This window comes from Acinetobacter sp. YH12102 (assembly GCF_013419125.1).
GTDB lineage: Bacteria > Pseudomonadota > Gammaproteobacteria > Pseudomonadales > Moraxellaceae > Acinetobacter > Acinetobacter pseudolwoffii.
This window is the reverse complement of sequence record NZ_VPAS01000013.1, coordinates 26,624-52,430: the sequence shown is the minus strand read 5'-3', so window position 1 is coordinate 52,430 and position 25,807 is coordinate 26,624. Positions and strand designations below refer to the sequence as shown.

At 44.9% G+C, this 25,807-nt stretch carries 22 protein-coding genes and 1 tRNA gene; 10 read left to right on the top strand and 13 right to left on the bottom strand.

Annotated features, from left to right (window positions below; translation table 11 throughout):
* Positions 1–79: 79 nt before the first annotated feature.
* From FTU42_RS12235 to FTU42_RS12220, 4 genes are all read right to left on the bottom strand, one after another.
* Positions 80–868, bottom strand: coding sequence for a hydroxypyruvate isomerase family protein (locus tag FTU42_RS12235; RefSeq protein WP_180083468.1), 789 nt, complete (start codon positions 866–868; stop codon positions 80–82).
* Between the two features lie 39 nt (positions 869–907).
* Positions 908–1,777 carry an NAD(P)-dependent oxidoreductase gene (locus FTU42_RS12230; protein WP_180083466.1) on the bottom strand — a complete coding sequence of 290 codons (870 nt, stop codon included), beginning with the start codon at positions 1,775–1,777 and terminating at the stop codon, positions 908–910.
* A gap of 36 nt (positions 1,778–1,813) precedes the next feature.
* Positions 1,814–2,602, bottom strand: a complete 789-nt coding sequence (locus tag FTU42_RS12225) for a crotonase/enoyl-CoA hydratase family protein (RefSeq protein WP_180083464.1) — start codon at positions 2,600–2,602, stop codon at positions 1,814–1,816.
* 104 nt (positions 2,603–2,706) lie between these two features.
* On the bottom strand, positions 2,707–5,514 hold the full coding sequence (locus FTU42_RS12220; RefSeq protein WP_180083462.1) for an ATP-binding protein: 2,808 nt from the start codon (positions 5,512–5,514) through the stop codon (positions 2,707–2,709).
* A gap of 366 nt (positions 5,515–5,880) precedes the next feature.
* On the opposite strand from FTU42_RS12220, the gene cysM reads away from it, so the two are divergent.
* The 5 genes from cysM (at position 5,881) to FTU42_RS12195 (ending at position 12,138) form a co-directional block, all read left to right on the top strand.
* Positions 5,881–6,810 (top strand): cysteine synthase CysM, encoded by a 930-nt coding sequence (gene cysM / locus FTU42_RS12215; protein WP_005168623.1) that lies wholly within the window; start codon positions 5,881–5,883, stop codon positions 6,808–6,810.
* 18 nt (positions 6,811–6,828) lie between these two features.
* The gene (locus tag FTU42_RS12210; protein ID WP_005098085.1) at positions 6,829–7,647 is read left to right on the top strand and encodes a 3'-5' exonuclease; all 819 of its coding nucleotides are present in this window, start codon (positions 6,829–6,831) and stop codon (positions 7,645–7,647) included.
* Positions 7,648–7,653: 6 nt separating this feature from the next.
* Positions 7,654–9,030, top strand: a complete 1,377-nt coding sequence (gene rlmD / locus FTU42_RS12205; RefSeq protein WP_005098083.1) for a 23S rRNA (uracil(1939)-C(5))-methyltransferase RlmD — start codon at positions 7,654–7,656, stop codon at positions 9,028–9,030.
* A 44-nt stretch (positions 9,031–9,074) separates the two neighbouring features.
* Entirely contained in the window at positions 9,075–11,384 is a 2,310-nt protein-coding gene (locus FTU42_RS12200; RefSeq protein ID WP_005098082.1) for a bifunctional (p)ppGpp synthetase/guanosine-3',5'-bis(diphosphate) 3'-pyrophosphohydrolase, read from the top strand.
* Between the two features lie 100 nt (positions 11,385–11,484).
* Complete coding sequence (locus FTU42_RS12195) at positions 11,485–12,138, top strand: hypothetical protein (RefSeq protein ID WP_159516640.1); 654 nt, start codon at positions 11,485–11,487, stop codon at positions 12,136–12,138.
* 47 nt (positions 12,139–12,185) lie between these two features.
* Here the strand turns inward: FTU42_RS12195 and secF are convergent, their stop codons facing one another.
* From secF to queA, 8 genes are all read right to left on the bottom strand, one after another.
* Positions 12,186–13,160, bottom strand: a complete 975-nt coding sequence (secF, locus tag FTU42_RS12190; RefSeq protein ID WP_171255744.1) for a protein translocase subunit SecF — start codon at positions 13,158–13,160, stop codon at positions 12,186–12,188.
* Positions 13,161–13,168: 8 nt separating this feature from the next.
* Positions 13,169–15,067 carry a protein translocase subunit SecD gene (gene secD, locus FTU42_RS12185; protein ID WP_005168609.1) on the bottom strand — a complete coding sequence of 633 codons (1,899 nt, stop codon included), beginning with the start codon at positions 15,065–15,067 and terminating at the stop codon, positions 13,169–13,171.
* 51 nt (positions 15,068–15,118) lie between these two features.
* A complete protein-coding gene (gene yajC, locus FTU42_RS12180; RefSeq protein WP_005098077.1) occupies positions 15,119–15,448 on the bottom strand; it encodes a preprotein translocase subunit YajC in 330 nt (109 codons plus the stop codon).
* 101 nt (positions 15,449–15,549) lie between these two features.
* Positions 15,550–16,680 (bottom strand): tRNA guanosine(34) transglycosylase Tgt, encoded by a 1,131-nt coding sequence (gene tgt, locus FTU42_RS12175; protein WP_005098076.1) that lies wholly within the window; start codon positions 16,678–16,680, stop codon positions 15,550–15,552.
* A 119-nt stretch (positions 16,681–16,799) separates the two neighbouring features.
* Complete coding sequence (locus tag FTU42_RS12170; protein WP_180083460.1) at positions 16,800–17,651, bottom strand: DUF4303 domain-containing protein; 852 nt, start codon at positions 17,649–17,651, stop codon at positions 16,800–16,802.
* Between the two features lie 111 nt (positions 17,652–17,762).
* Complete coding sequence (locus tag FTU42_RS12165; RefSeq protein WP_005098074.1) at positions 17,763–18,332, bottom strand: LemA family protein; 570 nt, start codon at positions 18,330–18,332, stop codon at positions 17,763–17,765.
* Between the two features lie 57 nt (positions 18,333–18,389).
* Positions 18,390–19,418 (bottom strand): hypothetical protein, encoded by a 1,029-nt coding sequence (locus tag FTU42_RS12160; protein WP_074383517.1) that lies wholly within the window; start codon positions 19,416–19,418, stop codon positions 18,390–18,392.
* A 15-nt stretch (positions 19,419–19,433) separates the two neighbouring features.
* Positions 19,434–20,468, bottom strand: coding sequence for a tRNA preQ1(34) S-adenosylmethionine ribosyltransferase-isomerase QueA (gene queA, locus FTU42_RS12155; protein ID WP_074383516.1), 1,035 nt, complete (start codon positions 20,466–20,468; stop codon positions 19,434–19,436).
* 167 nt (positions 20,469–20,635) lie between these two features.
* On the opposite strand from queA, the gene FTU42_RS12150 reads away from it, so the two are divergent.
* From FTU42_RS12150 to FTU42_RS12135, 4 genes are all read left to right on the top strand, one after another.
* Positions 20,636–20,722: transfer RNA gene (locus FTU42_RS12150), tRNA-Leu, on the top strand.
* A 162-nt stretch (positions 20,723–20,884) separates the two neighbouring features.
* Positions 20,885–22,306 (top strand): integrase arm-type DNA-binding domain-containing protein, encoded by a 1,422-nt coding sequence (locus FTU42_RS12145; RefSeq protein WP_180083458.1) that lies wholly within the window; start codon positions 20,885–20,887, stop codon positions 22,304–22,306.
* Positions 22,307–22,428: 122 nt separating this feature from the next.
* The gene (locus tag FTU42_RS12140; RefSeq protein ID WP_171338985.1) at positions 22,429–22,638 is read left to right on the top strand and encodes a transcriptional regulator; all 210 of its coding nucleotides are present in this window, start codon (positions 22,429–22,431) and stop codon (positions 22,636–22,638) included.
* Between the two features lie 475 nt (positions 22,639–23,113).
* Positions 23,114–24,445, top strand: a complete 1,332-nt coding sequence (locus FTU42_RS12135; protein WP_180083456.1) for a hypothetical protein — start codon at positions 23,114–23,116, stop codon at positions 24,443–24,445.
* A gap of 452 nt (positions 24,446–24,897) precedes the next feature.
* Here FTU42_RS12135 and FTU42_RS14930 read toward each other — a convergent pair whose 3' ends face one another.
* Positions 24,898–25,032: a hypothetical protein gene (locus FTU42_RS14930; RefSeq protein ID WP_257225514.1), complete on the bottom strand. Its 135-nt coding sequence runs from the start codon at positions 25,030–25,032 to the stop codon at positions 24,898–24,900.
* Between the two features lie 297 nt (positions 25,033–25,329).
* Between FTU42_RS14930 and FTU42_RS12130 the strand changes: the two genes are divergently transcribed.
* Positions 25,330–25,806 carry a hypothetical protein gene (locus FTU42_RS12130; RefSeq protein ID WP_180083455.1) on the top strand — a complete coding sequence of 159 codons (477 nt, stop codon included), beginning with the start codon at positions 25,330–25,332 and terminating at the stop codon, positions 25,804–25,806.
* Position 25,807: the final 1 nt, after the last annotated feature.

Below are 25,807 nucleotides of genomic sequence, written 5' to 3'. Positions count from 1 at the left end.
GGTGTGTAATTTCCTAACAATTATGCATGGTCTAATATAGCGGTTTTAGTGCTGAATTTCAAATGAAGCCGCAGTCCACTCAGTCATGCTCCGGAAAGAACTCAGCTTTCCAGACAAAGGAGTCATTGGAATGCTGCATCGGCTTATATTCGGCAGCGACATAAGCTTGATATTGACTATGTTTTAACCACTGAAATATATCATGATATTGAATGGACGCCGTATTGGGTTGATGTCGTCCCGGACAATCCGCAAACTGGATATGACCAATCAGGTGAATATTTTCTTTTAAACTTTCCAGTACATCTTCGCCCATCATCGCCATGTGATAGCAGTCATACTGCATTTTTAAGGCTGGATGATTGACTGCTTCCAGCATTTCCTGAGCTTGTGCAACATTTTGAATCAAAAAACGTGGCATATCGGTGCCATTGACCATTTCAAAGACCGGTTCAATTTGATGCTCGAGCAGCATTGAACAGGCCATTTTCAGATTACTTGCCAGCGTATTCAGGCAGGGCAACAGGTCACAATCCAGAGGCTGTTTGCCTGCCAGAATATTGACCCGAGGTACATTTAAGGCCGTGGCATACTGGATGGCCTGCTCAACAGCATGACGAAACTCGATTTCCTGTCCTGGAATGCCAGCCAGACCATGACCGCCCTGCATTAAATCGCCTGCGGGTACATTAATCAGGCACAAGTTCAGCTGATGCGTGCTGAGCTGGTTTTGAATCTGGCCAATCGTGAGCTCATAAGGAAACTGGATTTCCACATGATTAAAGCCCTGTGCACGAGCCAGCGCGAAGCGTTCGATAAGCGGTACTTCGGTAAAAATCATCGACAGATTGACGGCAAGTTTAATCATGTATGTCTCTTCAATATTCAGGGCTGCATAAATCAAGCGTTATGAGTGTTTCAGCTGCTGGATTACAGTAGCTAGATCTGCTTCGGCAAAGCCTTGAGCTTGATGAGTATGTAACTGCGTTAAAGCTTGAGTCGCGACCGGAACATCCAGGTCAAAGCTTTGGGCCAGTTGCACGGCATTGTTCAGATCTTTAGATAAGGTCTGCACTTTCCATTGCACCGGTTCGAAAGTTTGTGTGGCCATACGTGGCGCCAGAATCTGGAAAGGTTTGGAATCGGCAAAGCCACCCGCCAAGGCAGGTGCCAGTAGGCGTGTATCTACACCTGCAAGGCCCGCCAATGCCACTGCTTCCGCGATCAGGGTGCTATTGGCTGCGACAATGAGCTGATTACAAATTTTGGTCGCCTGACCAGTACCGGTGTCGCCCATACGGGTGACGCGCTGTGAAAGTGCTGCATAGATTGGGTCAAGATATTCAATGATTGCGGCATTACCACCGGCAAAAATCACCAGACTGCCTTGTTCAGCACCTGCGGTACCGCCTGAAACTGGGGAATCAATCCAGCTCACCTGTCTGGTCTGTGCTTGTGCTGCAAGCGCGTGAGTTTGCTGCACCGAAAGGCTGGAAAAATCCACAATGATTTGATCGGCAACCAAATACGGTGCGATCTGCTCAAAGACCGATTGCACCGCCTGATCATCTGCCAAGCAAGTCAAAATCACTGGATAATCCGCAATCTGATTCAAAGACAGCGCAGTTGCACCCAAGTCGATTAAGGGATGGCAAGCTGCCGGGGTGCGGTTCCATACCGCGACCTGAAAACCTGCCTGTAGTAGACGGGTCGCCATCCGGCTTCCCATCAGGCCCATACCCAAAAAGGCAATCTTAGTATCGCGATTTAACTGCATGCTTTTTCTTATTCCTTGCTTGGACTCTAACTCGATTTAGTTATATTGGCGTGGCACGAACTGGACTTCCGGATTCTTGTCCTTTTTGCGAGCCAGCTGGCTGTTTTTACCTAGCAATAATTTCAGCTGCCAGATTTTTTCCATACGTAATGATTTGTTGGGATGATGCTGCATGGCATCCAGTACAAACTTAGAGGCCATCAGGGCATCCGGAGAGCGTTGCAGCATTTCCTCAGCCAATGCTTGTGCGCGTGCCAACGGCTCTTGATCCACATGGGTAACCAGACCAATCTCTTTGGCATAGGCACTGTCAAAAATCCGGGCAGTCAAGGTCAGTTCTTTGGCCAGATCAATCCCAATCAGGCCTTTCAGCGAACGGCTGAGCCCCATATCTGGTACCAGTCCCCAACGGGTTTCCATAATCGACATTTTGGTATCAGGATGTGCAATACGGATATCTGCGGCCAGAGCAAGCTGCATACCAGCGCCAAAACAGAAGCCCTGCATCGCAGCGATCACCGGCACCGGTAATTCCTGCCAGACCAGAAAGGCTTTCTGGAACAGGCTCTGACCCGGACGGATTAACTCCCAGGCCGCATAGGCACGATTTTTAGGATTATTTAAATCGGCCAGATCAATGCCGGCACTAAACACCTGCGCTTCACCGGTTAAAATGACGCAACGGATACTTTTATCTTTTTTGATTTTCTGCGCAGTCGCAACCAGTTCACGCAGCAGGGCAAAGCTCATGGCATTGCGTTTATCCGGGCGATTCAGTGTAACTGTGGCAATGCCGTTATTTTTTTCCAAGCGCACGAGTGACATGGCATTCTTCCTTATTTTCCTGAGCCGAGCATAACATGCGGCCCGTGAGCTTACATGACAGCTCAGTCATACTTTCTAAGTCACGGACTGAGCAGCTTCAAGTTTTAATTCAAATGTTGTTTCAGAATTTGCTGGGCGGCCTGTTCAACTTGTTCGACCACGGCTTTAAGTTCATCAAAATGTTTCAGCACGTCTTGAACAAAGTTTTCGTCGGCCTTGCGACGTTCTTTACGCAGGGTTGAAACGAACTGTTCAAATCCGCCCGTGACTTTCTGCAAAGTCGGTGCGCCGACATAGCGGGTTGCACCATATAAACGATGCAAGACATGTTCCAGTTGCGGGAAATCTTCCAGTTCAATTAACTGCTGCATTTCAGTGAGTTCATCGGCAAAACTGTCGACCAGCATGCGCAACAGGTCTACTGCCAGATCTTCCTTATTGGCTGCCAGTTGCAGGCTTTGCTGCCAGTCCAGAATATTCGGATCCAGTGCATCAATCACATGGGCGCGTTCCAGCACTGGAAGCCGTTTAAAATGTTCGGTGGTCCAGTGGGTCAGAATCTGCACAATCTGCTCGATCTGGATCGGCTTGGTGACATAATCATCCATGCCATTTTGCAGCAGCTTATGTTTTTCATCTGACAGCGCATGTGCAGTCAGGGCAATAATCGGCAGTCGGTTATGGTTTTCAAAGGTCGATTCCAGTGAGCGAATCGCACGTGTGGTATCAATTCCCGACATCACCGGCATCTGAATATCCATAAAGACCAGATCAAAAGCTGGCTGTTTCTGCTCATAACGGCGCTGGATGATATCAATCGCTTCCTGTCCGCTCAGGGCTTTGCTGGTGGTGACATTCAGTTCAGCGAGTAATGCTTCCAAAACAATCAGGTTGGGTAAATGATCATCGACGGCCAGAATATGCAGGCCCTGACCATTAAAGTCTTCATGCTGTTCCTGATCGAAGACCGGTTGATTGCCCAGCAGCTGAATCAAGGCACTACGGCTGAGTGGCTGATGCAGAGCACGGGCACGATGGTCGTTCAGCATGCTTGGATCGAGTTGCATCTGATAACCATATACGGCCAAATGACCCTGATAACGCGAGCGGATCTCGCGTAACAGGACTTCGCTGTCGCCACTATGATCGACGATGAGCCAGGTGTTTTCAGAATTCTGTAGATGATTCAGGCGGCTAAACAGATCCAGAATCGATGCGCATTCAATATGCTTGACCTGATAATTTTCCAGATAATGACGCAAGACGTTCGCGGTTGCCGGATGGGCCAGATAAGACACCACTGTCAATTCATTGAAATCTGGATGTTCAATTACAGTATCTTCATCGACCAGGAATTGTGCAGTAAACCAGAAAGTTGAGCCTTTTTCGGTTGGGGCACGTTCCTGATTATCTTCAAAACCAATCTGGCCATGCATCAGGCTGACCAGCTGTTTGGAAATGGCCAGCCCCAGCCCTGTACCGCCAAACTGACGGGTGACCGAAGTATCGCCCTGTGAGAAAGACTCGAATAATTTTTTACGATCGGTACCACTCAGGCCAATGCCGCTGTCCTGTACACTAAAATGCAAGACACATCGATCGATCCCCTCATGTTCCATACGTGCCCGCACGATGATTTCGCCATCCGGCGTGAATTTGATCGCATTGGAAATCAGGTTGGTCAGAATCTGCTTAAAGCGTAGCGCATCGCCAATCACATGTTTCGGTACGCTGTCTGCGTAGTAGAAGGCCATATCAATATGTTTTTGTGCCGCCAGGGGTGAGAGCATGTCCATCACATCAAAAATGGCTTCTTCCAGATCGAAAGCTGCGGTTTCCAGTTCCAGTTTGCCGGCATCAATTTTGGAAAAATCCAGCACATCATTAATCAGCGCCAGTAAATGTGCGGAAGATTTACGAATAGTCTGCAAATATAGACTTTGCTCATTGCTGAGATTGCCCTGACGCAAGAGCAGATGAATAAAGCCATCAATACTGTTGAGCGGGGTACGCAGTTCATGGGAAATATTGGCCAGAAACACCGACTTGGCCTGGTTGGCTGAAATCGCCTGGTCACGTGCCTGACGGTAAGTAATATTCTGTACTTCGAGCGTATCTAAAGTACGACGTAAATCATCTTCAGTCTGTTCAGTATGTTCGCGCAGTTCCAGAAAACTAAAATGCAGACGTTTTACCACATTGGCAATATCCCGTTGTAGTAAACGCAGCTCTCCGGTGCTGTTAATCACCATATGCTGGCCGAGGGTATCGGCATTCAGGCGTTGCAACTGCATGCGAATTTCATACATCGGTGCAATCCAGCGCCGTGAGTAAAAGTTCAGACAGAGTAATAACAATAATAAGGTTAATAGACCCGTTGCAATCAATACGATCAATACCCGGTAGCGGGCAATGGCCAGCGGCTGATTATCCAGTTCAATTGCCAGCCAGCCTTTAGAGAAACTGTTTTCATTCACTTTAATGGCATAAATATGATTGTCTTTATACAGAATCGGGCCAATAAAGTTACCGCTTTTATCAAAATCGGGCCAAGCGGCCTGTTCCTGAAAGCCGATACCTAAACGATTCTTGCCACTGTCATCCAGAATGGCTGCCCGAACCAGATGCTTTTCATTGAGCATATTCTGCATGGCATTGTGGGCCTGATCATATTGCCATGGATACAGGCTTAAAATATCCAGTGCATACTCAGACGTGCCTTGAAAACGCGTCATAATGGCAATCGCCATCTGCTTTTGCTGGGCACGTGCGGCATTCGAGGTTTCAGTCAACACCAGCATCGCGCCAACACAGGCCAAAATAGTAATCGGCACAAAAATCAGCGCAATCAACTGTCCATAGGCGTGATTTAAGTGTAGGCGTTTAAACAGCTTTTTATTGATCGTTGACATGATTTAAGCAGTATTTTCTTTATGTCTGGCATATTAGCATGCTTTAAATCGACAGTTAAAATTTAAGCATTATTTTTATAAGGGTTCAGATCAACCTTTAAAAATACAAGAGATTTCAGTTAAATGATTGTTGAAATACAGTGAAAAGCGGGCGATGAAGACTTCAGTCGTCTGAAAGTCCGGGGCTGAAAATAACGCTTTTATATTCACAGCTGAGCTGCTTGATCTTGCTAAATCACAGGAAAATGAAGTTTATAGCGGGATACTGAGTCCGTTTTAGAGAGTTTCCTGAAAAAGCAGTGCTAAATGGATGCAGGGAAAAGCATTTTTTCATACAATAGCCGCACCTCGATATAGGTGCACACAATGAGTAATACCACCCCCGATTTTCAAGCAGATGAATTTTTGTTAGACCACTATGTCGGCAAAACGCCACTGGTGCGTTTACAGCGTCTGGCAAGTCACACTCAAGCTACAGTACTCGCGAAACTCGAAGGCAATAATCCGGCAGGATCGGTCAAAGACCGTCCGGCCTATAATATGATCATGCAGGCCGAGAAGCGTGGACAGATCAAGCCGGGTGATACCCTGATTGAAGCAACGAGCGGAAATACGGGGATTGCATTGGCGATGGTCGCAGCGATGCGTGGCTATAAAATGAAGCTGATCATGCCGAACAATATGAGTCAGGAACGTAAGGATGCGATGCGTGCTTATGGTGCCGAGCTGATTGAAGTCACCAAAGAACAAGGCATGGAAGGTGCACGTGATCTGGCCGCTCAAATGCAAAATGATGGCGTGGGTCTGGTACTGAACCAGTTTGGTAATCCGGATAATGTCGAAGCACATTATCTGACTACAGGTCCTGAAATCTGGCAGCAAACCGGTGGCAAGATTACCCACTTTGTCAGTTCTATGGGTACAACCGGCACTATTATGGGTGTCTCGAAATATCTGAAGGAAATGAATCCGGAGATTCAGATCGTGGGTTTACAGCCATCTGATGGTTCAAGCATTGCCGGAATCCGTCGCTGGCCGGAAGAATATCTGCCGACCATTTTTGACCGCAGTCGCGTGGATCGTATTATTGATATTCCACAAATTGAAGCTGAAAAAACCATGCGCAAGCTGGCGCAGAAAGAAGGCATCAGTGCTGGTACTTCGTCTGGTGGTGCGGTGTGGGCTTCCATCAAATTGGCGGAAGAACATCCGGATGCTGTCATTGTGTGTATTATTTGTGACCGTGGTGACCGTTACTTGTCTACAGGGTTATTCTCTGTGCAAGATTCTGAATAATTATTTGAGCACTGTGTTATGCGCCTGCCTGTTTTAACTTTCGATATTGAAACCCAAACCGATCTCAAATCAGGCGCGCATTTATTTGGTCTGGACCTGCCTGAAGCAGATCTGGATCAGGCCCTGACCAAACTGCGCCGTCAGGATTCAGGCTCTGATTTTCAGCGTCCGCCCTTGCATGAAATTGTCTGTATTTCCGGTTTATGGATCGATGAGCAGGGCATGAAGCTGTTTTCTTTTAGCCGGGAACAGCATTCTGAAGCGGAAATTTTAAGAAAATTCTTATCGATTTTTGATAAGCGTCATCCGACGCTGGTCAGCTGGAATGGTTCACAGTTTGATTTACCGGTGATTTTATACCGTGCCATGTATCATGGACTCTCTGCACCGAGTCTATTCGATCAGGGCGAAATTGACACGCAAAAGCGTTATAATAACTACCAGAATCGTTACCATCATCGTCATGTCGACTTAATGGATGTGATGGCCATGTTCCATGCGCGTCATTTCCAGAAGCTGGACGATGTTGCACATTTGCTGGGTTATCCGGGTAAACGCGGTGACGGGGCCTATCGGGTTCCTGAATATGTCCGCAATCAGCAATGGACCGAACTGACCTCTTATTGTGAAGGCGATGTGCTGAATACCTGGCTGGTCTATATCCGCTGGCTGTTGTTAAAAGGACAGCTGTTATTGCCGGATTATCAGCATTTGCTGCACAGTACGATTCAATATTTGCATACCCAACCGCAGCATGCGGACTTTTTATCGGTTTGGCGTGAAACGTCACAAAGAACTGACTTTACCCGTTTTGATTTTCCAACTCCCACATCCTAGGTTTTCATGAAGCATCGAGCACACACACGTCCTACCCAGCAACCCGAGTACATTTTTCAGGTTGAGTCACTTTCGCATGAGGGACGTGGCATCGCTCATTATGGTTCACACCCGGATCATCCACCGCATAAACACGGCAAGAAAGTCTTTATCCGTTATGCCTTGCCCGGTGAAACCGTGCGTGCTCGCATTACCCGTGAAGTTAAAAAACTGGAAGAAGCTGACAGTCTTGAATTACTCAGCGAAGCTTCCGAAATTCGCGTCAAGCCGATCTGTGCACATTTTGGGGTCTGTGGCGGCTGTAATATGCAGCATATCGCAGCCGATGCACAGATTGAACTAAAACAGAATGTGCTGAAATCGCATTTACAGCATTTTGCTGGCATCCAGCCTGTGCAGTGGCTTGCACCGCTACGTTCCGAGCGTGAAGATTATCGCCGTAAAGCCCGGATCGGAGTGCGTTATCTGCCGGCTAAAGACACATTGGTGGTGGGTTTTCGTGAGAATCAAAGCAATAAATTAACCTCGATTGATCGCTGCATGATTCTGGATCGTGAATTTGGATCGCTTACAAGCCTTAAACAATTGCTGCAAAGTCTCAATGGCAAGGCTGACATTGGTCATATAGAATTGGCCATGGGGGATCAGGATATTGCCTTACTGGTGCGTGAAACTGCAAAATTATCAGTGGCTGATGTCAACCAATTGCGCGAATTTACGTTACAGAAAGGCTGGCAACTGTATGTGCAGCCTGCCGGCAAAGATACACTCTCGCGAATTGATGCTCCAGATGCCGCGGCGCGCTTGCACTATAGTCTTGATGACTTTGATGTGAAATTCGGTTTTAATCCTGTGGACTTCACTCAGGTGAATTCGACTATCAATCCGCAAATGGTAGCGCTGGCATGTAATTTGCTACAGTTGCAACAGGGTGAGCGGGTTCTGGATCTATTTTGTGGATTAGGAAACTTTTCTCTAGCACTGGCACGCTGTGTAGGCACATCCGGTCAGGTGATTGCGGTGGAAGGGAGTGAAGAAATGGTGCAACGCGGTGCGGAAAATGCCAAAAATAATGGTATTGCCCAAGTTGCTTTTTATTCACAAGATTTAACCAAAGATTTCTCGCACCAGACTTGGGCAAATCAAGGTTTTGATGCATTATTGATTGACCCGCCACGTGCTGGCGCAGAAGAAGTCATGCATTATCTTCCTCAGTTTGGCGCAAAAAGAATCGTTTATGTGTCATGTAATCCTGCGACACTCGCAAGAGATGCAGGGCTCTTGGTACAACAGGGTTATCGCCTCACTCAAGCCGGAGTGATGGATATGTTCACGCATACTGGGCATGTTGAATCGATTGCATTGTTCGAAAAAGAAAATTAAATGAACGATTGAAGAAATGATGTATTTACAAGTAGGAGAAGGGTATGGTCACAGTACGTGAGCAACTCCCTGGACGACTCAATGAGTTGTCACAGGAGACGACTGTAGAACATGCCGAACAAGCACACCACGATCTGACTGAGTGGTTGGATCGGGTTCGTGGCATATTAGATGGGGCACCTTTACAGCAGCTCGAAGAAGTCGCCCACTTAACATTAGAAAGAGAGCTGCAAAGTACGGTTCAGCATCGTTCCAATACCTTTTATACCGGTATTGAGATGGCGGATATTTTGGCACATCTGCATGTCGATGAAGATACCCTGTCCGCGGCCATGCTCTATCGTTCGGTGCGTGAAGGCGTCATGCCACTGACTGAAGTGTTAGAGAAGTTTGGCGAGCAAGTGCATAGCCTGGTCAAGGGCACGCTGGCCATGGGTAAACTGTCTGAACTGATCGAAAAAAATAAACGTCTGGAAGACCATTTCGATAATAATCAGCGTGAACATCTGTCCGGCATTTATAAAATGCTGATTTCAGTGACTGAAGATGTGCGTGTGGTTCTGGTGAAGTTGGCAGAGCGTACCTATGCCTTGCGTGAGCTGACCAATTCCTCGCGTGAACGTCAGGAGCGGGTTGCCCGAGAAATTCTGACGATCTACTCACCACTGGCGCACCGTTTAGGCATCGCCCAGTTAAAGTGGGAACTGGAAGACTTGGCCTTCCGTTATCTTGCGCCAGAACGTTATAAAGAAATTGCTTCTTTACTGAATGAAAAACGTTTAGAGCGAGAGCAATATATTCAATTCGTGATTGATAAATTACGCAATGAATTGTCTGAATATGGCATCGAAGCTGAAATTAACGGACGCGTAAAACACATTTATTCGATTTATCGAAAAATGAAAAGCAAGAGCCTGAGTTTTGACCAGCTCTATGATATTCGTGCCTTAAGGGTATTGGTCAAGAGCGTACCGGAGTGTTACCACAGTTTAGGGATTGTACATCAGATCTGGCGACATATTCCGCATCAGTTTGATGACTATATTACCAATCCAAAAGCCAATGGCTATCGTTCCCTGCATACGGCTGTAATTGCCGAGAACAAATCACTTGAAGTGCAGATTCGTACTTACAGCATGCATGAAGAAGCAGAGCTGGGGGTGTGTTCGCACTTTAATTATAAAGAAGGCTCGAAAACCACCGATCATTCTTTTAATCATCGTTTGCATTCTTTACGCGCAGTTCTCGAGCATTATCAGGAACGCAATGAGTCCAGTGCACATAAAGAAGCAGAAGATGAAATCGAAAACTTCGAACATATTCAAGACTTCGAAGGCTTCGAAAAAATTTATGTGTTTAGTCGTGATGGTGATATCAAAGAGTTGCCGCGTGATTCAACTGTGCTCGACTTTGCTTATCATGTGCATACCGAAGTTGGTAACAAATGCTATGCCGCGCGTGTCAATCAGCGCTATGTGCCACTGACTTATACCCTGAAAACCGGGGAACAGGTCGAGATTCTGACCAAAAAAGACCGTGAGCCGAATCGGGACTGGCTGGTTAACTCTCTGGGTTATATCAAGACTGCACGTGCGCGCGACAAGTTGCGCCACTGGTTCCGTCAACAGGACCGCAGTAAAAACCTGGAAGTCGGCCGTGAAGTGCTGAATAAAGAATTGTCACGTCTGGCGATTCATCCAAAATCAATCGATTTGAGTGATTATTGCAATCATTTTAATGTCAAAACCGGTGATGACATTCTGGTGAATCTGGTCAATGGTGATATCAGCCTGCATGCCTTGATTAATCAGGTGAATCGTCATATGCATCTGGATCAGGATGAACCTGAGCTGGTGCTGAAGCCAGCGCTGAATCCGCGTGCCAGTCATACGCTGTCAGCGCACGGTATTCTGATTGACGGGCTGGATAACGTAGAGCTGCATGTCGCGCAATGTTGCCAACCGGTGCATGGTGAGTCGATCGCTGGCTATATCACCCTGAATCGTGGGGTAAGCATTCATAAGGTGGCTTGTCCGGACTATGTGCGCATGATCACCCAAGAGCCTGAACGTGCGGTAGAAGCCGACTGGGAAATGCAGCCAACACGTGGCCAGAGCGTACAGATTGTGGTGGAAGCCTATGATCGACGTGGTCTGCTCAAAGATCTGACACAAGTGATTTTTTCCGACCAGATCAATATCCGTCAGGTCAATACTATTTCGGAAGCGGACGGTATTGCCAATATGAAGCTATTGATTGAAGTTAAAGGTCTGGCGCAACTTTCCAAACTGCTGGCGCGTCTTGAACAGCAGCCGGGCATTATCAGCGCCCGCCGTCTGGTACAGGGCACTTAATTCTTTATTTCTAAGCTGAAGAAAGCCTGCAATTCAATTGTGGGCTTTTTTATTGTAAGGTATTTGAACAAAATGGATAAAAACAGATCAACAGACCGATATGAGTGCGCCAGAAATATTTGAACGAAGACGACATCATCTGACAAAAGTGATTGATCAGCTGATTGACACCCAGCAATTTAAAACCGGCAAAGAGATCTGTGAGCATTTTGGCTTGTCTGCTGCTTATATCGCGCAGTTACTGAATAGCAAACGCCAGATCGGAGAGAAGGTGGCAAGGGAACTGGAACAGCAACTTGGCTTAGCTCATTTAATTCTGGATCAGACGGTCGAACCGAAGATTGAACTTGCTACAGCTATAGAACAGGTCGCTTTATTTCAGATGCAGGTGGTACAGCAGCAGGCCTTTAAACTCAATCCCATAGATTCTATGGTTTCGTTCAATCAAGATATTTTTCATCTGCAAGCACAGCATTATGCGATTCAGGTGGCAGAGCACTATTATTTTCCCATTCTGAAACCGGACTGGTGGCTGGTTTGTGATAAAGAGTTGCCAGTTTTTGGGATGTGCTGTGTGTATCTGGTCAACGGCTTGCAGCTCATTTTAGAAGAGTTGGGCGAAGCTCAGGATGTTTATGAATTTCGAAGTCTGGATGAAAATCGGAAAGTCATTTTCCAAAAAACAGATATTGAAAAAATCCATCCAGTGATTGCGATTCTGCCGGCTACTTCAACATTCAAACAGCAGAAATAATTCAGCCCATCCTAGGACGGGCTGAACGATGAAAATGAGATCTCAGATTAGGGAATCTGGTTTTCGTCTTCAAATTCTGGCTTGACTTGCACGATAAAGTCCTGACGGTTTAAACCACGCCAAAGTGCAAATCCAGTCCCGATATAGATTGAAGAGTAGGTACCGACAAAAACGCCGACAAACATCGCAATCGAGAACCATTTCAGGCCATCACCACCCATGAGCATCATTGCAACAACAACCAGCAATAGCGTCATAGAGGTATGAATGGTACGGCGTAAGGTTTCGGTCAGGGCAATGTTAATCACTTCAAGCGGTTCTGCACCCCGAATCTTACGGAAGTTCTCACGGATACGGTCAGAGACCACGATATTATCGTTCAGTGAGAAACCAATGATCGCAAGGAGTGCCGCAAGTACCGTCAGGTCAAATGGCCACTGCGTCATGGCAAAAATCCCGAGGGTCACCACGATGTCATGGAATAGCGACAGTACTGCACCGATCGCCAGTTTGAGCTCAAAGCGGATGGTGACATAGACCAGCATCAGCAAGAGTGCCAGTGCCACCGCGCCACCAGAGCGGACATACAGCTCATTACCCACCTGTCCGCCGACTACATCAAGCTTCGGTACCTCTGCCGCATTATTTGGCAGCTGAACCGCTGCTGTGACCGCTTTAGTCAGGTCTTCAGCTTCAATGTCTTCCTGAACGGGCATACGTACCATCAGGTCGCGTTCTGAACCTAAAGTCTGCACCACGGCATCGTTGAAGCCAGCCTGGCTCAGTGCCTTGGAAACATCCTCCGGTTTGACCGGATTGGTATAGTTCAGCTCGGCTGCTACACCACCGGTAAAGTCCAGACCCAGGTTCAGACCTTTAGTGGCAATAAAGAACAGACTCGCAACCGTTAAGAAGATAGACAACAATGCCGCAGGCAAAGCAATCTTCATAAACGGAATGACGCGTTCGTCTTCAGGGCGACCATACTGTTTCTGATTCAGTTGAGTATTTTCAGTCATCATCGATCTCCTTAAATGCTCAACTTTTTCAAGTTACGTTTTTTGCCATAAATGATCTGTACCACGGCACGGGTTACTGTAATGGCAGTAAACATCGAGCAGACGATACCAATCATCAGGGTCACGGCAAAGCCTTTGATCGGACCTGTACCAATCGCGAACAGAATGAATGCAACCAGGAAGGTGGTGAGGTTCGAGTCAAAAATGGTGTTATAGGCTCGATCATAACCCGCCACGATCGCCTGTTTCGGCGAGGCACCCCATTTCATCTCTTCCCGTATTCGTTCACAGATCAGTACGTTGGCATCGACCGCCATACCGATGGTAATCACGATACCGGCAATACCAGGAAGGGTTAAAGAAGCCCCAATCCATGACATGACGGTAAGAAGCATGGCCAGGTTAAAGACCAGAGCAAAGTTGGCAATCACACCAAACAGACGGAAGAATACCACCATCCAGATCGCCACCAGAATGAAGCCGATTTGCGTTGAAAGTACCCCTTTGTCGATGTTTTCCTGACCCAGACTTGGACCAATCACACGTTCTTCGACAAAGTACATTGGTGCAGCCAAAGCACCTGCACGTAGCATCAAGGCAAGTTCAGCAGCTTCCTGCGGAGAATCCAGACCAGTAATACGGAACTGAGAGCCGAGTACCGCCTGAATAGTTGCAGCATTAATCACGACAGATTCAGTATATGGGGTACGAACTTCAGTTTGAGTACCGGTCGCAGGGTCTTCCACATAGCTAATGCGCTGTTTGTTCTCGATGAACAGTACCGCCATACGTTTGCCAACCGCATTACGGGTCGCATCCGACATCAGTTTGCCGCCTGCGCTGTCTAGCGTAATGTTGACTTCAGCACCGCCGGTGTCCTGACTAAAGCCAGAAGATGCATTCTGAACACGTTCACCAGTCAAGATCCGGTTGCGGTTCAAAAGCAGCTGACGACCACTGTCCAGGGATTCATAAGCGAATACTTCTGTACCTGGTGGCAATGTGCCAGTCGCCTGACCGGTATATGGATCAATATATTGATCATTCAGGTCAGAAACCAGACGAAACTCGAGGTTCGCAGTACGACCCAAGACACGTTTTGCTTCTGCAGTATCCTGTACACCCGGCAATTCAACCACAATACGGTTGCTGCCTTGGGTTTGCACCAATGCTTCTGCCACACCCAACTCGTTAATACGGTTACGTAACGTGGTCAGGTTCTGGTTAACTGCATAAGACTCGATTTCTTGCTTACGTACATCAGTATAAGTCAAACGTAAAGTCGAGCCGGTATCAGTCGCAACAGCCTGCTGGGTAAACTCATTGCCATTACGGCGCAAGAAGTCCATCGCTGCAGCACGATCATCATTGCTGGCAAACTGCACCACAATGGTGTTGCTGCTTAAGTTCAGGCTATTAAATTTCAGGTTGTTATCACGCAACTGACGACGTAGGTCTGTCGCAGAGGTTTCCATGCGCTGCGCAATCGCTTTGTCCATGTCCACTTCGAGTAAGAAGTGAACACCGCCACGTAAATCCAGACCCAGCTTCATTGGCTTGGCACCAATTTTTTGTAGCCATTCCGGCGTGGTCGGGGCAAGGTTCAATGCAACCACGTAATCATCACCTAATCCGCGACGTAAAGCTTCTTTGGCTTTAAGTTGCAATTCACTTGAATCTACACGTAATAAGGCAGCATTGTTGCTAAAGCTATTGTCATGGGTGGCAATATTTTCAGTTGTTAAAATTTGCTCTGCTTTTTGTACGATGCTTGCATCAATTTGAGTACCGGCTTTGGCACCCGAAATCTGTACAGCAGGTTCATCTGGATACAAACTTGGCAGGGCATATAAGGTACTGATGACTAGTACAACTAGAATCAGTACATATTTCCATGCTGGGTAACGCATTTATTTTCTTCTTAAAATGAAAAAGCCGTGCAAGGGCACGACTATTTTTGATTAAAGGTTATTTAAAGTGCCTTCAGGAAGGACTGAAATCACACTCGCACGCTGAACTTTAACTTCTACGCCACGGTTCAATTCAACCACTGCGAAGTCACCTTCAATCTTGGTGATTTTGCCCATTAATCCGCCTGCAAAAACGACTTCACTGCCAACACCAAGGCTTTCAACCAAAGCACGATGTTCTTTGGCACGTTTAGATTGAGGGCGCCAGATCAAAAAATAGAAGATTGCAATAAAAACCGCAATCATCAAAAGGTTCGCCATCATGCTGGGTTGTTGTGCAGCTTCACCTGCAGCGTGAGCAGTCGAAATAAAAAGGCTCATTACATTTTCCTAAAATAAAAAAACTGGTGATCAACTTGATAATAAATTGACATATTCTTGCAATTTACATTGTCTTTTTCCTCAGCGCAAATGCTGATGGATTAATCTTGCGGGCAAGGGGGTACTTCCAGGCCACGACGGGCATAAAAGTCCTGCACAAACGCATCAAATGTACCGTTGTCCAAGGCATCACGCATGGATTCAGTCAAGCGCAGGTAATAACGCAAGTTATGAATGGTACCGAGCATCGAACCAAGCATTTCCCCACATTTTTCGAGGTGGAATAAATAAGCACGAGTGAAGTTGGTACAGGTGTAGCAATCGCAATGTGGATCAAGCGGGCTTTGATCGTGACGATATTTTGCATTACGGATCCGTACCAGACCATCTGTGACAAAATAATGACCATTACGTGCATTTCGGGTTGGCATCACGCAGTCAAACATATCGACACCACGGCGCACCGCTTCCACAATATCTTCAGGCTTGCCGACCCCCATCAAATAGCGCGGTTTATCTGCCGGCATTTGTTCTGGAAGATAATCCAGTACCTTGATCATTTCTTCTTTAGGCTCGCCAACGGACAGACCGCCAATCGCGTAACCATCAAAGTCAATATCAAGCAGGCCTTTTAACGATTCTTCACGTAAGTCTTCATACATGCCACCCTGAATAATCCCAAACAGTGCATTACGGTTTTTCAGAACCTCGTGATGTTGGGTTTTACAGCGCTTCGCCCAGCGCAAAGACAGTTGCAAGGATTTTTGCGCTTCTTCATGCGTCGCAGGGTAGGGCGTACATTCATCAAAAATCATCACAATGTCAGAGTTCAGCGTGTGCTGAATGTCCATTGAAATTTCAGGCGATAAAAATACTTTTGAACCATCGATGGGTGAGCGGAAGGTGACCCCTTCTTCTTTAATTTTACGCATTGCGCCCAGACTGAACACCTGGAAGCCACCGGAATCGGTCAAAATGGGATTATTCCACTTCATAAATTCGTGCAGGCCACCATGTTCACGAATCACATCGAGTCCTGGACGTAAATACAAATGGAAGGTATTGCCCAAAATGACTTGAGACTTGATCTCTTTAATATCACGCGGCAACAGGCCTTTCACCGTACCGTAAGTGCCGACAGGCATAAACATCGGGGTTTCAACCACACCATGTTCAAGCGTTAAACGACCACGACGGGCGCGACCCGACTGACCTAATTTTTCAAACTTCATAGGAGTTCCACATCCAGGCGAAAAAACAGTTCGCTGCTAGTTCATAGCTAAAGGGCGCTATTTTCCTTGATTCTTACGCTAAACGCCAGCATTGTAGAGCATTCGCTCTGTAATTTTATTTATCGTTGAATAAATGCAAGATCAGGTGAAATAGTCGAATTTGCAGAAAACTGTTGCAAGCGCTGCTGGATATCTTCCCGGCTAAGAGCACAGCTGCCATCCGGCTCAGAGGCCATGGCAGCGATATGCTGGATCAGTTTCTGGATATAGATATTGCTGTCGATAAAGTAGGATTCCAAGGTCAGCAAATGGGCATCTTGCGCCACTTGCAGATAATCATAAGGCTCCATCACCAGCATTTGTTCCAGATCAATCAGAATGTCCTTGTCATTTTGCGAGAGTTTTAATCGCTTGCTGATTTCAGAAAAAGGCTGGGCATGTCGGGAGGCTAGAAAGTTTTGCAATAAGGCGCTTTCTGGGTTGAGTTCCAGTGCAGATCGGCGTTCAAATTCGGCCTGGTTTGGCAGGCTCAGGAAAAAAAGTATATTGCCCAGATCCAGACCATAGGCTTCGGAGAGGCGATATTTGGTCTGTTTAAACGTGTGCAGTAATAAGTCCAGATGTGTTTTGTGGAGCTGTTGCTGTCCCAATAGCGGATGACCAAAACTATGCTGGGTTTTAAAATAATCGGCCAGCAAAGTTTTGAACGGGATCAGTCCAGAGTCGGGCGCAGCTTGTGCCCGATAACGCCATTTTGGGACATTCCAGCGATCTTGTTCAGCCAGATATTGCCGCTGATCTTCCGGATCTTTAAAAATACTGCACTCAGTCGAAATAGCCAGATCATCCAGCAGTAAAAATTCGTCAAAGACCAGACTACAGGCATAGATTCCATCGTCCTGATAATGGTCATAAAGCGGATAAAATTCTTCCACCAGCGTCTGCTCTAAGCGCTCTACATAATTCAGCATAATTTTTATTCTTTATTTTATTGGTTTTATAAAGGTGTAGCTTCATCCTGGGGCATTTTATTATAAGTTGAGTACGCCAGGATGAGAAAGTCGATCAGATGAGATAGTTGCTCAGTGAAAATTTGGACGATAGTCAAAACTCTGGGTTGCGCTCTGATCGCGAAAGGGGCGAACTGCTTTTTTTCCTAACAGCATATTATTAATCACATTGTGTGGGAAAATCTGGATCTGGTTATTAAACAGTTCCACATTGCGATTATAAATGGTAATTGCCGCACCGACATTTTCATTCTGTTCTTCAATTTCAGCCATCATTTTCAGATAAATGTCATTGGCTTTTAGCTCGGGATAGTTTTCAACCACTACATTGAGGCTATGCATGAGTTGTTTGTTCAGGCTTTCAATACGCTGTAACTGAGAAATATCGGCATCGTTGATATTTAAATTCATGATGTTCTGACGCAGTTCGGTGACTTTTTCCAGTGTGCCTTTTTCAAAAGAAGAATATTGCTCGACCAGCGGCTGCAGCCCATCCAGAATTTTCAGTTTCTGCCGTTCATAACTGGCAACATCCGACCAGGCGCGAATCGTCGCGTTGTGATGACGGACAATACTGTTGCGGATCATAATGATCAGCACAATCAGTGCAATAATGATCAAACATAAAACCAAAAATCCCATGCGAGATCTCCCCAATTCATATTTATATTCTGAAAATATTGATTTAAAAAAAAGCAGTTATTTTAAAAACTGCACAAGATCATGTTGTAACTGTTCGAGTTGTCTTAATTTAAACGTTCTGAGATGGCCGCGCAATGTCGAAATATCATTGATATGACGATGCTTGCTCGACACCTGAAATAAATCATGAGGCCCCAGATAGCAGAGCATCCGATTTTCCGGATGAAATAGTAAATCCCCCTGACGCTGTGCAAAAAAATCGGCCAGACGCAGTACAAAACCCGGACTGAGTAATTTGGCGGTTTGCATCGGATCACTGCCATAAAAGCTTAAGCGTTGATTGGTACGAATATCGCTACTATGCCAGGGATGGCTATAAGGATAATAAAATTTACGTCGATAAGTCGTGACCGCCAGTCCCTGAATCTGGATATCAAAGACAAATACGCCCCACAGGTCTTTGTGAACCTGCATTAATTTAACCGGCTGCCCTTGCTTGTTGCGAACCTGTACTTCATCAATATAATGATATTGAAACAGCAGCACCTGATGTTGTTGGCCGTTTTCATCTTCCCATATCGTACTGGCATAACGTGTAATCTCATTACTCAAAGAACCTTGATTGAATAAGGGGAATAAACGTTTTAAATGTCCAATAAAATGCAGGGGATTTAAAGGAATTGAAATATGCTGTGGCTGTTGCTGAAAGGCAAGCTGATATTTTTTGGTCAGTGCTACATCTTCCAGAAAACCAATAACTTCATCTAGTGGTTGCTGCTGCTCATAGCAAAGATAGGCCCAGAACAGCAGCAGGCCGCCCAGAAAAACGCCACTTTGAATCCAGATATTTTCCGGTGCAATAAAAATGCTGACGATGAGCAACAAACCAATACCAGCCAGCGCCAATGGCAGATTATTTTCAAATTTTAGCGTTATCGGGCCATTCCAGGGATGCAATCCGTCCAGCAGGTCTTGATGACTCTTGGCTTGACGGCCCAAATCCCACAGCCGGGCAATATTCTGAAACACCACTGCATTTTTCTTGCGGCGAATATGAATGGACTGTTGTACAGACTCGATCGGCATGGGCAGCTATTCTCGCTATTGTGCCTGATCAATCAGCATGGCATCGCCATAACTGAAGAAGCGATAGTGGCTGTCTACTGCATGCTTGTAAGCATTCAGAATGTTGTCACGATTAGATAGGGCAGAAACCAGCATTAACAGGGTAGATTCCGGTAAATGGAAATTGGTAATCAGACGATCGACCACTTTGAACTGATAACCCGGATAAATGAAAATCTGGGTATCACCGGTCCAGCCTTTCAGCTCACTGCCATTGGCCTGCGCCGCACTTTCTGTGGCACGGGTAGCCGTTGTACCAACGGCAATGACTTTATTGCCACGCGCTTTAGTTGTTTTGATGAGTTCCATCGACTCATCGGACACCTGGCACCATTCGCTGTGCATGATGTGATTTTCAATATCGGTAGTGCGGACTGGTAAGAATGTACCTGCGCCAACATGTAGTGTGACAAAGGTGGTCTGAATCCCTTTGGCTGCTAACTTTTTCAATAAGTCTTCATCGAAATGCAGAGAAGCCGTAGGTGCTGCGACACTGGCCAGCTTGGTTGGATCATTAAACACAGTTTGATAACGTTCGGTATCAATTTCTTCTGCTTCACGGTTGAAATAGGGCGGAATAGGTAGGGCGCCATATTTGTCTAAGACATCTAAAATCGGCTGTGAAAATTCCACAATAAACAGGTTTTCATGACGACCTTGCACGGTCACTTTCACTGCATCTGGGCCAATAAACAGTTCTGCACCGGCTTTCGGTGAGTTGCTGGCCTTGATATGACAATGTGCAATGAACTGATCCATCATGCGTTCAACCAGCACTTCTACCGCGCCGCCTGAGGCACGTTTGCCTTTTAGACGTGCTTTCATGACTTTGGTGTCGTTCAATACCAGTAAGTCGCCGTCTTCAAGCAAGTCCAGAATGTCGGTAAATTGATGGTCGTGATATTGACCGTGTGCGTCGAGGTGCAGCAGGCGAGAGGCACTGCGTGTTTCCAGAGGATAGCGAGCAATCAGCTCATCGGGGAGATCAAAATTAAAATCAGAAAGTTGCATGATGATTTACGCTAAAAAAACTGCGGCTAGTATAAACTTTTTTCTTTTTTATGGCGGGAATTGCTCGATTTTAAAACGAAAAAATGCCATTTGTTTTAAAAATAAACAAATGTAAATATTCTGCGTTGACAGTGCCGAGAAATCGCGTATTATACCTTTCATCCACTCCCGAGGTGGTGAAATTGGTAGACGCGGCGGACTCAAAATCCGCTGTCAGAGATGACGTGTCGGTTCGAGTCCGACCCTCGGGACCACAGATATAAAATTATATGCCAACCAATAGCATATAAGCTTCGAAAGCCCTGATAATTCAGGGCTTTGTTGTTTCTATATGCCAACTCATACCTATACACATCCAAAAGTTTTAAAGATACGATTAAAGATACAAGGCATCTTTTAATTTTTATATCTTTATCATGGCAAAAATCGTTAAAAAACTTACTGATACCAAGTGTACTTCAGCAAAACCTAAACTTAATTCACAGGGTAAGCTTGTAAACAATAAACTTGCTGATGGAAATGGTCTTTATTTGATCGTTAGACCGTCAGGTACGAAGACTTGGCAGTTTATTTATGGAAGAAGAAAATACCTTAATGCTAAAGGTCGTCCTACAGATGGCGTAATCACAATTGGGGATTATTCGAAAGTAGGTGTTAAAGGTGTGCTGATTTCTATAGATGATGCTCGGAACAAACGTCTTCAATTTTTATCCCAAATTGAAAATGGTCTCGACCCAATTGATGAGATGAAGCGTGAAGAAGAAGTGCTCAATGATAGAGCAGATTTTGAAAGTATCACTAGAGAGTGGCATGAAGCTTATGCACAGTCATCAGGTTCGCAAGAATCAACAATTGCTAAATCGCTTAGAAACTTTGAAATGTATGTCTTTCCTGTTATTGGTGACAGGCTGATTGATTCGATCAAACCACGTGACCTTAGCCGTGTTCTTGAGCATATTGAGACCACAGGATTTGGTGAGGTTTACGATAAGGTCAAACGCAGATTATCTGCCATTTTTGCTTACGCGGTTAGTAAAGGTTATATCCCTGAAAGTCCCGCCGTGCATTTGAAAGGCGGTTTGACGAAGAAGAAAGAGGAAAAACATTATCCTAAGTTACCTTTAGATCGGTTGCCTGAGTTTTTTTCACGTCTGAAGAATGACACGGGCGTTCCTTTAACTAAGTTATACACCGAGTTTGCGCTCCATACTTTTGCACGATCAAGTGAAATGATGTTCGCACGTTGGAACGAGTTTGACTTCGATAAAAGCATCTGGACGATACCCGCAGTACGCACACCCGTTAAAGGGTGCCCAAGTTCGCATCGTGGTGCAAAGATGCGGAAAGAGCATGTCGTACCTTTGTCACGTCAGGTAAAAGACATCCTCATGGAGGTGAGACAATATAGCGGTATGGGACAGCATGTATTTCCTGCAAATCATGATTTAAACAAGTTCATTAGTGAAAACACTGTAAATAAGACTTTAACTCGCATGAAATACGACACCAAGACAGAGGTGTGTTTGCATGGCTTTAGAGGTATGGCACGTGGGGCATTGGCTTTGAGTGGGTTGTTTGATCGAGATGCGATTGAACGTCAAATGAGTCACAAGGGTGAAAACGAAGTCGAATGGGCATACACGCACCACGTTGAATATTTAGAAGAGCGTAAAATTCTCATGCAATGGTGGAGCGATTACTTGGATGAAAACAAGACAAAGTATGTTTCACCACAGGAGTTTAGAGACCGATTATTGTCCGATGTACGTAACGGTATCCAAAGCTTTAAATACGGTAAGCTCATCAAGTTTCAAATGGCAATGTTGAACGCAAGTTGATCAAAAAAGTTCGAATGATTTAAAAATAATCATTCGAACGTGTTTTTTCAGAAAGAGTAAGTCACCCCTAACTATAATGTAGATACGAGTATTTTCATCTGTAATTTAAGGAATGAATTAGCATGGATACTATTCAACCTCTACGCCTTTCGATGAATAAAGTGTGTGGCATGCTTGATGTGACTAGAGAAGGATTGCGGAAATTGATGTTAAATGACCCAGACTTCCCAAGAGCGTTAAAAAGCGGTCCATCGAGGCAGGCGGCCGTATATTTTGATTATCAAGACCTGATCAAATGGCATGAAAATCAAAAGAAACAACATTATAGCTAAATTACAGCTAATGTTATAAATGTGAAAGCAAAAAGGTTATACAGCTCTACGGAGTTGCAGAAGCCAAACGATTAAACAGTAAACGATCAAACAGCTAAACATTCAACTTCAAAGCACTCACGAACAAACTTCAAAGCAAATTAATGGTTTGCCTACGAGATAGGCGTTCTTAAAATTCTTGAAGGAATGCGAAATGAAGCATCTCACTCAGTGGCGCAATGCCAAATCACCTGACTGTCTTTCGACAGAGGGTTCATCGGCGAGGTATGGATACTTCGTTGGTAAAAATGTAAGTCGGGCGATGGATATTCCTCCGTAGGAAGCCGATATATCCAACTGCAAGTTGGACATGAAGCTGTAGACATACATTGCAAGGGGCGACCACTCCCTTTTTAAATACAAATTCGATAATTCAAAGCCAAGCCAAGTTGATATTTGGCTGGCTTTTTATTATCCAACATGGATGATCAAGAACATGATGAATACTATTAACTACGAATTGCTTGTTGAACAGCAATTAGAGCAGATGATGGATGATTTGCTCGAATCAACAATTGATTACGGTTTCGATGAAAGTTTGTTCTCGAATTCACCTAAAAGATCATTTCAGTACAGCACAATATTCTATGATGAAAATGGTTTTGTTTGGATTGCTAATCCTTTCGGTTGTGAATCAACTTTCAAAAGCGATGGTGCACTCGAACTGGAAAAAAGCCTAGCTGAGTCCGTCAAGGAAAAAGACGAATCAAAGTCTGTAAAGCCGAAAGCCACGGGATTTGAAATGACTACTTCCTCATCGTTTGATGAGGTAAAGGCAAATTTGGAAGAGTATCAAAAATCTCTAACGCCTGCCGTTCAGGGGGCTGAAGCAGAAGAAGTTAAAATCTATGGTGACATCAATACTGAAGCCTTCCTTGCGACAAGGTTTGATGCAGTCATTGATTGGTTGGATCTCAAATTTACAGTTGATCCGAAAGTTTGGGAGCATTTCGGGAGTGGTGGTGCTCGTCGTCACATCAAAGCCTTCTTCACACGTCATACGGGGGTTAGACATTATGTGGCTAAGAGTAGTGAGGTAATTCAAGATGGAGCGTCATTTACCATTCGCCTGCATGATGTAGAAAATCGTAAGTCATTAAAGCTCATTACAACTCTGCTAACAAATCAGTATGGGTGTAAAGTCGAAGATATGGGTATTGAAGCGATTGAATTATCGCTAGATTGCTATGATGCTCGAAATTCAGCCTTACTAATTGCGTTACATAAGTCGTTAAAGTACCCAACAGTCGTGAATCGAATGCGTGTTTATAAGACTAGAGGTACGGTAAGAGAAGTTCCAGAATCACCGCATGAGTTATATATGCTGTTAGAAGATGGCTATAACTTAGCAACGGGCGATCATCGTGGAGAAGAGTTTTGCACTAGAATGTATGTTAAGCGAACTGATAAGAATGGAACACCATTGCCATCGAGTCAGCATCGTTTAAGGGCTGAGGTCACTCTTCGTAAAACGTTTTTTGAAAAAGCCAAGATTGATTGCGGTTTGGATAATCTACCTCTGATGATTACTCATGGTTTTAAACAATTAACTTTCACTAAGTTGAGCAATAGAGCGACGGAAGCTTACCGTAAAAACTATCGTGATTTAGTTCAGCCATTCGGTCAAGAGCAACCACTTGTTAAAAGTTCAAGCAGACATAAACGTCTTTTATCGGACGAGATTGAAAGCTATGGATTACTAAATGAGCGCAAGAGATTAGAGGTCAAAGCTTTGGCTGATAAATTCCGAGTGCGCAAAAATCGGTGATTTTTAGTGAGTGAGTGATTTGGTTCAAGCCCTTTAAATCAAAGGGTTTGGGCTGAGTTTTAAGAATAAAAGTCTTCTAATAACATTAGGTATTACTATTACCTTAATATTAACCACTACAATTACAAAAACTACGAAAATTTCCACCAATCGGTTTGCCTCCGCTGCCGCTACGCCAAACCTCATCCTCAAACCCTGATCGAATATTTAATTGTTACCCAAGCTCGATTTTGCCTCCGCTACCGCTTCGCAAAATCTCACACCCTAATCCAAGATCATCAAGCTCCGAGCTGTACTACTGTGACCAATAATTTTAGCGAATAAAATTTGAGTGATGTCCTAGGTGAAAAAACAAACAATCTATGTGTTGCAGTTGTCGATCGGCGGTTCCTAGCAATATCCTTATACAAAGGATAGATGCTTTAGGTTTTTGAGAACCGCAAATCATGAAATTACTCTTCGTCAGTTTCCTCAGTCTCTTCGATTAAATCATGCGGTTGGGTTTTGCTGTTATTAAGTTGTTCGATTGATTTTTTCAAATGTTCAGCATTGGCTTGAGTTGCTAGTAAATACTCGGTTTCGTCCATCTCCTAGCACCCTAAGTTAATATTTGTTTAAAGTTAATTTAACACGATTCTGGCGTTTTTTAATTAAGGTGGTAATACGAGTCGGTTTGGTGTTTAGGCGCGCTTAGAACGCAAATGGTGAGCTTCTATAGCTATATATTTTAACGTTTCTACGCGCATATTAGTTGTGCGGTTGTTGCAGTAAATTTTCTACAGTAGTAAGTCAGTGCTGACTTTATGTAAGTTATTGTTTTGTAAAAAATATATCTGATTTGAATGTCTTTTGCTAAGTTTTCGGTCTTTTGAGAGTGATGAATAATGAAAAGCAAGAAATGCCCGATTAAGTTTGACGTAGGTATTACGGAATTGGCATTCAAACTGCTGTGTATGATTGACATTGATAAGTATATTCAACAGAGCGAAGCCGCTAACGAAGAAGGTCTAAAGTTAATGGCAGAAATATCAGTCACTGAATATGGTCAAGTGATGGGGATACAGGATTTCTCATTAGCTGGAGAGCAGTTAAGTATGGCTGCAAAGCAATTGTTAGATGCTCATGTTTGGGTTGAAAATGATTTTACGACAGGTAGAGGTTTCATCAAGTTCATTGATGAATATAGTATTTATATAGAAGATGGGCCACAGTTTATTCAAATCATGCCTTCTATACCTGGACGATGTTGGTTAAGCGAGAATAAAAAATGGTTTTATGATCAATATGTAGAGCTTGCTTCGGCACGGTTTGTGAAAACAACCTCAATCATCAAGCGGTTTTTAGATGACTCCAATGAATAGT

Bases quoted from the DNA above. Each gene is read 5' to 3' on its own strand.
- FTU42_RS14930 (WP_257225514.1), bottom strand. From the start codon at position 25,032: ATGGACGAAACCGAGTATTTACTAGCAACTCAAGCCAATGCTGAACAT.
- secD (WP_005168609.1), bottom strand. From the start codon at position 15,067: ATGCGTTACCCAGCATGGAAATATGTACTGATTCTAGTTGTACTAGTC.
- FTU42_RS12235 (WP_180083468.1), bottom strand. From the start codon at position 868: ATGATTAAACTTGCCGTCAATCTGTCGATGATTTTTACCGAAGTACCG.
- FTU42_RS12230 (WP_180083466.1), bottom strand. From the start codon at position 1,777: ATGCAGTTAAATCGCGATACTAAGATTGCCTTTTTGGGTATGGGCCTG.
- FTU42_RS12135 (WP_180083456.1), top strand. From the start codon at position 23,114: ATGATGAATACTATTAACTACGAATTGCTTGTTGAACAGCAATTAGAG.
- FTU42_RS12165 (WP_005098074.1), bottom strand. From the start codon at position 18,332: ATGGGATTTTTGGTTTTATGTTTGATCATTATTGCACTGATTGTGCTG.
- FTU42_RS12145 (WP_180083458.1), top strand. From the start codon at position 20,885: ATGGCAAAAATCGTTAAAAAACTTACTGATACCAAGTGTACTTCAGCA.
- tgt (WP_005098076.1), bottom strand. From the start codon at position 16,680: ATGAAGTTTGAAAAATTAGGTCAGTCGGGTCGCGCCCGTCGTGGTCGT.
- FTU42_RS12140 (WP_171338985.1), top strand. From the start codon at position 22,429: ATGGATACTATTCAACCTCTACGCCTTTCGATGAATAAAGTGTGTGGC.
- rlmD (WP_005098083.1), top strand. From the start codon at position 7,654: ATGAAGCATCGAGCACACACACGTCCTACCCAGCAACCCGAGTACATT.
- FTU42_RS12220 (WP_180083462.1), bottom strand. From the start codon at position 5,514: ATGTCAACGATCAATAAAAAGCTGTTTAAACGCCTACACTTAAATCAC.
- FTU42_RS12225 (WP_180083464.1), bottom strand. From the start codon at position 2,602: ATGTCACTCGTGCGCTTGGAAAAAAATAACGGCATTGCCACAGTTACA.
- FTU42_RS12200 (WP_005098082.1), top strand. From the start codon at position 9,075: ATGGTCACAGTACGTGAGCAACTCCCTGGACGACTCAATGAGTTGTCA.
- FTU42_RS12160 (WP_074383517.1), bottom strand. From the start codon at position 19,418: ATGCCGATCGAGTCTGTACAACAGTCCATTCATATTCGCCGCAAGAAA.
- FTU42_RS12170 (WP_180083460.1), bottom strand. From the start codon at position 17,651: ATGCTGAATTATGTAGAGCGCTTAGAGCAGACGCTGGTGGAAGAATTT.
- queA (WP_074383516.1), bottom strand. From the start codon at position 20,468: ATGCAACTTTCTGATTTTAATTTTGATCTCCCCGATGAGCTGATTGCT.
- yajC (WP_005098077.1), bottom strand. From the start codon at position 15,448: ATGAGCCTTTTTATTTCGACTGCTCACGCTGCAGGTGAAGCTGCACAA.
- FTU42_RS12195 (WP_159516640.1), top strand. From the start codon at position 11,485: ATGAGTGCGCCAGAAATATTTGAACGAAGACGACATCATCTGACAAAA.
- FTU42_RS12210 (WP_005098085.1), top strand. From the start codon at position 6,829: ATGCGCCTGCCTGTTTTAACTTTCGATATTGAAACCCAAACCGATCTC.
- secF (WP_171255744.1), bottom strand. From the start codon at position 13,160: ATGATGACTGAAAATACTCAACTGAATCAGAAACAGTATGGTCGCCCT.
- FTU42_RS12130 (WP_180083455.1), top strand. From the start codon at position 25,330: ATGAAAAGCAAGAAATGCCCGATTAAGTTTGACGTAGGTATTACGGAA.
- cysM (WP_005168623.1), top strand. From the start codon at position 5,881: ATGAGTAATACCACCCCCGATTTTCAAGCAGATGAATTTTTGTTAGAC.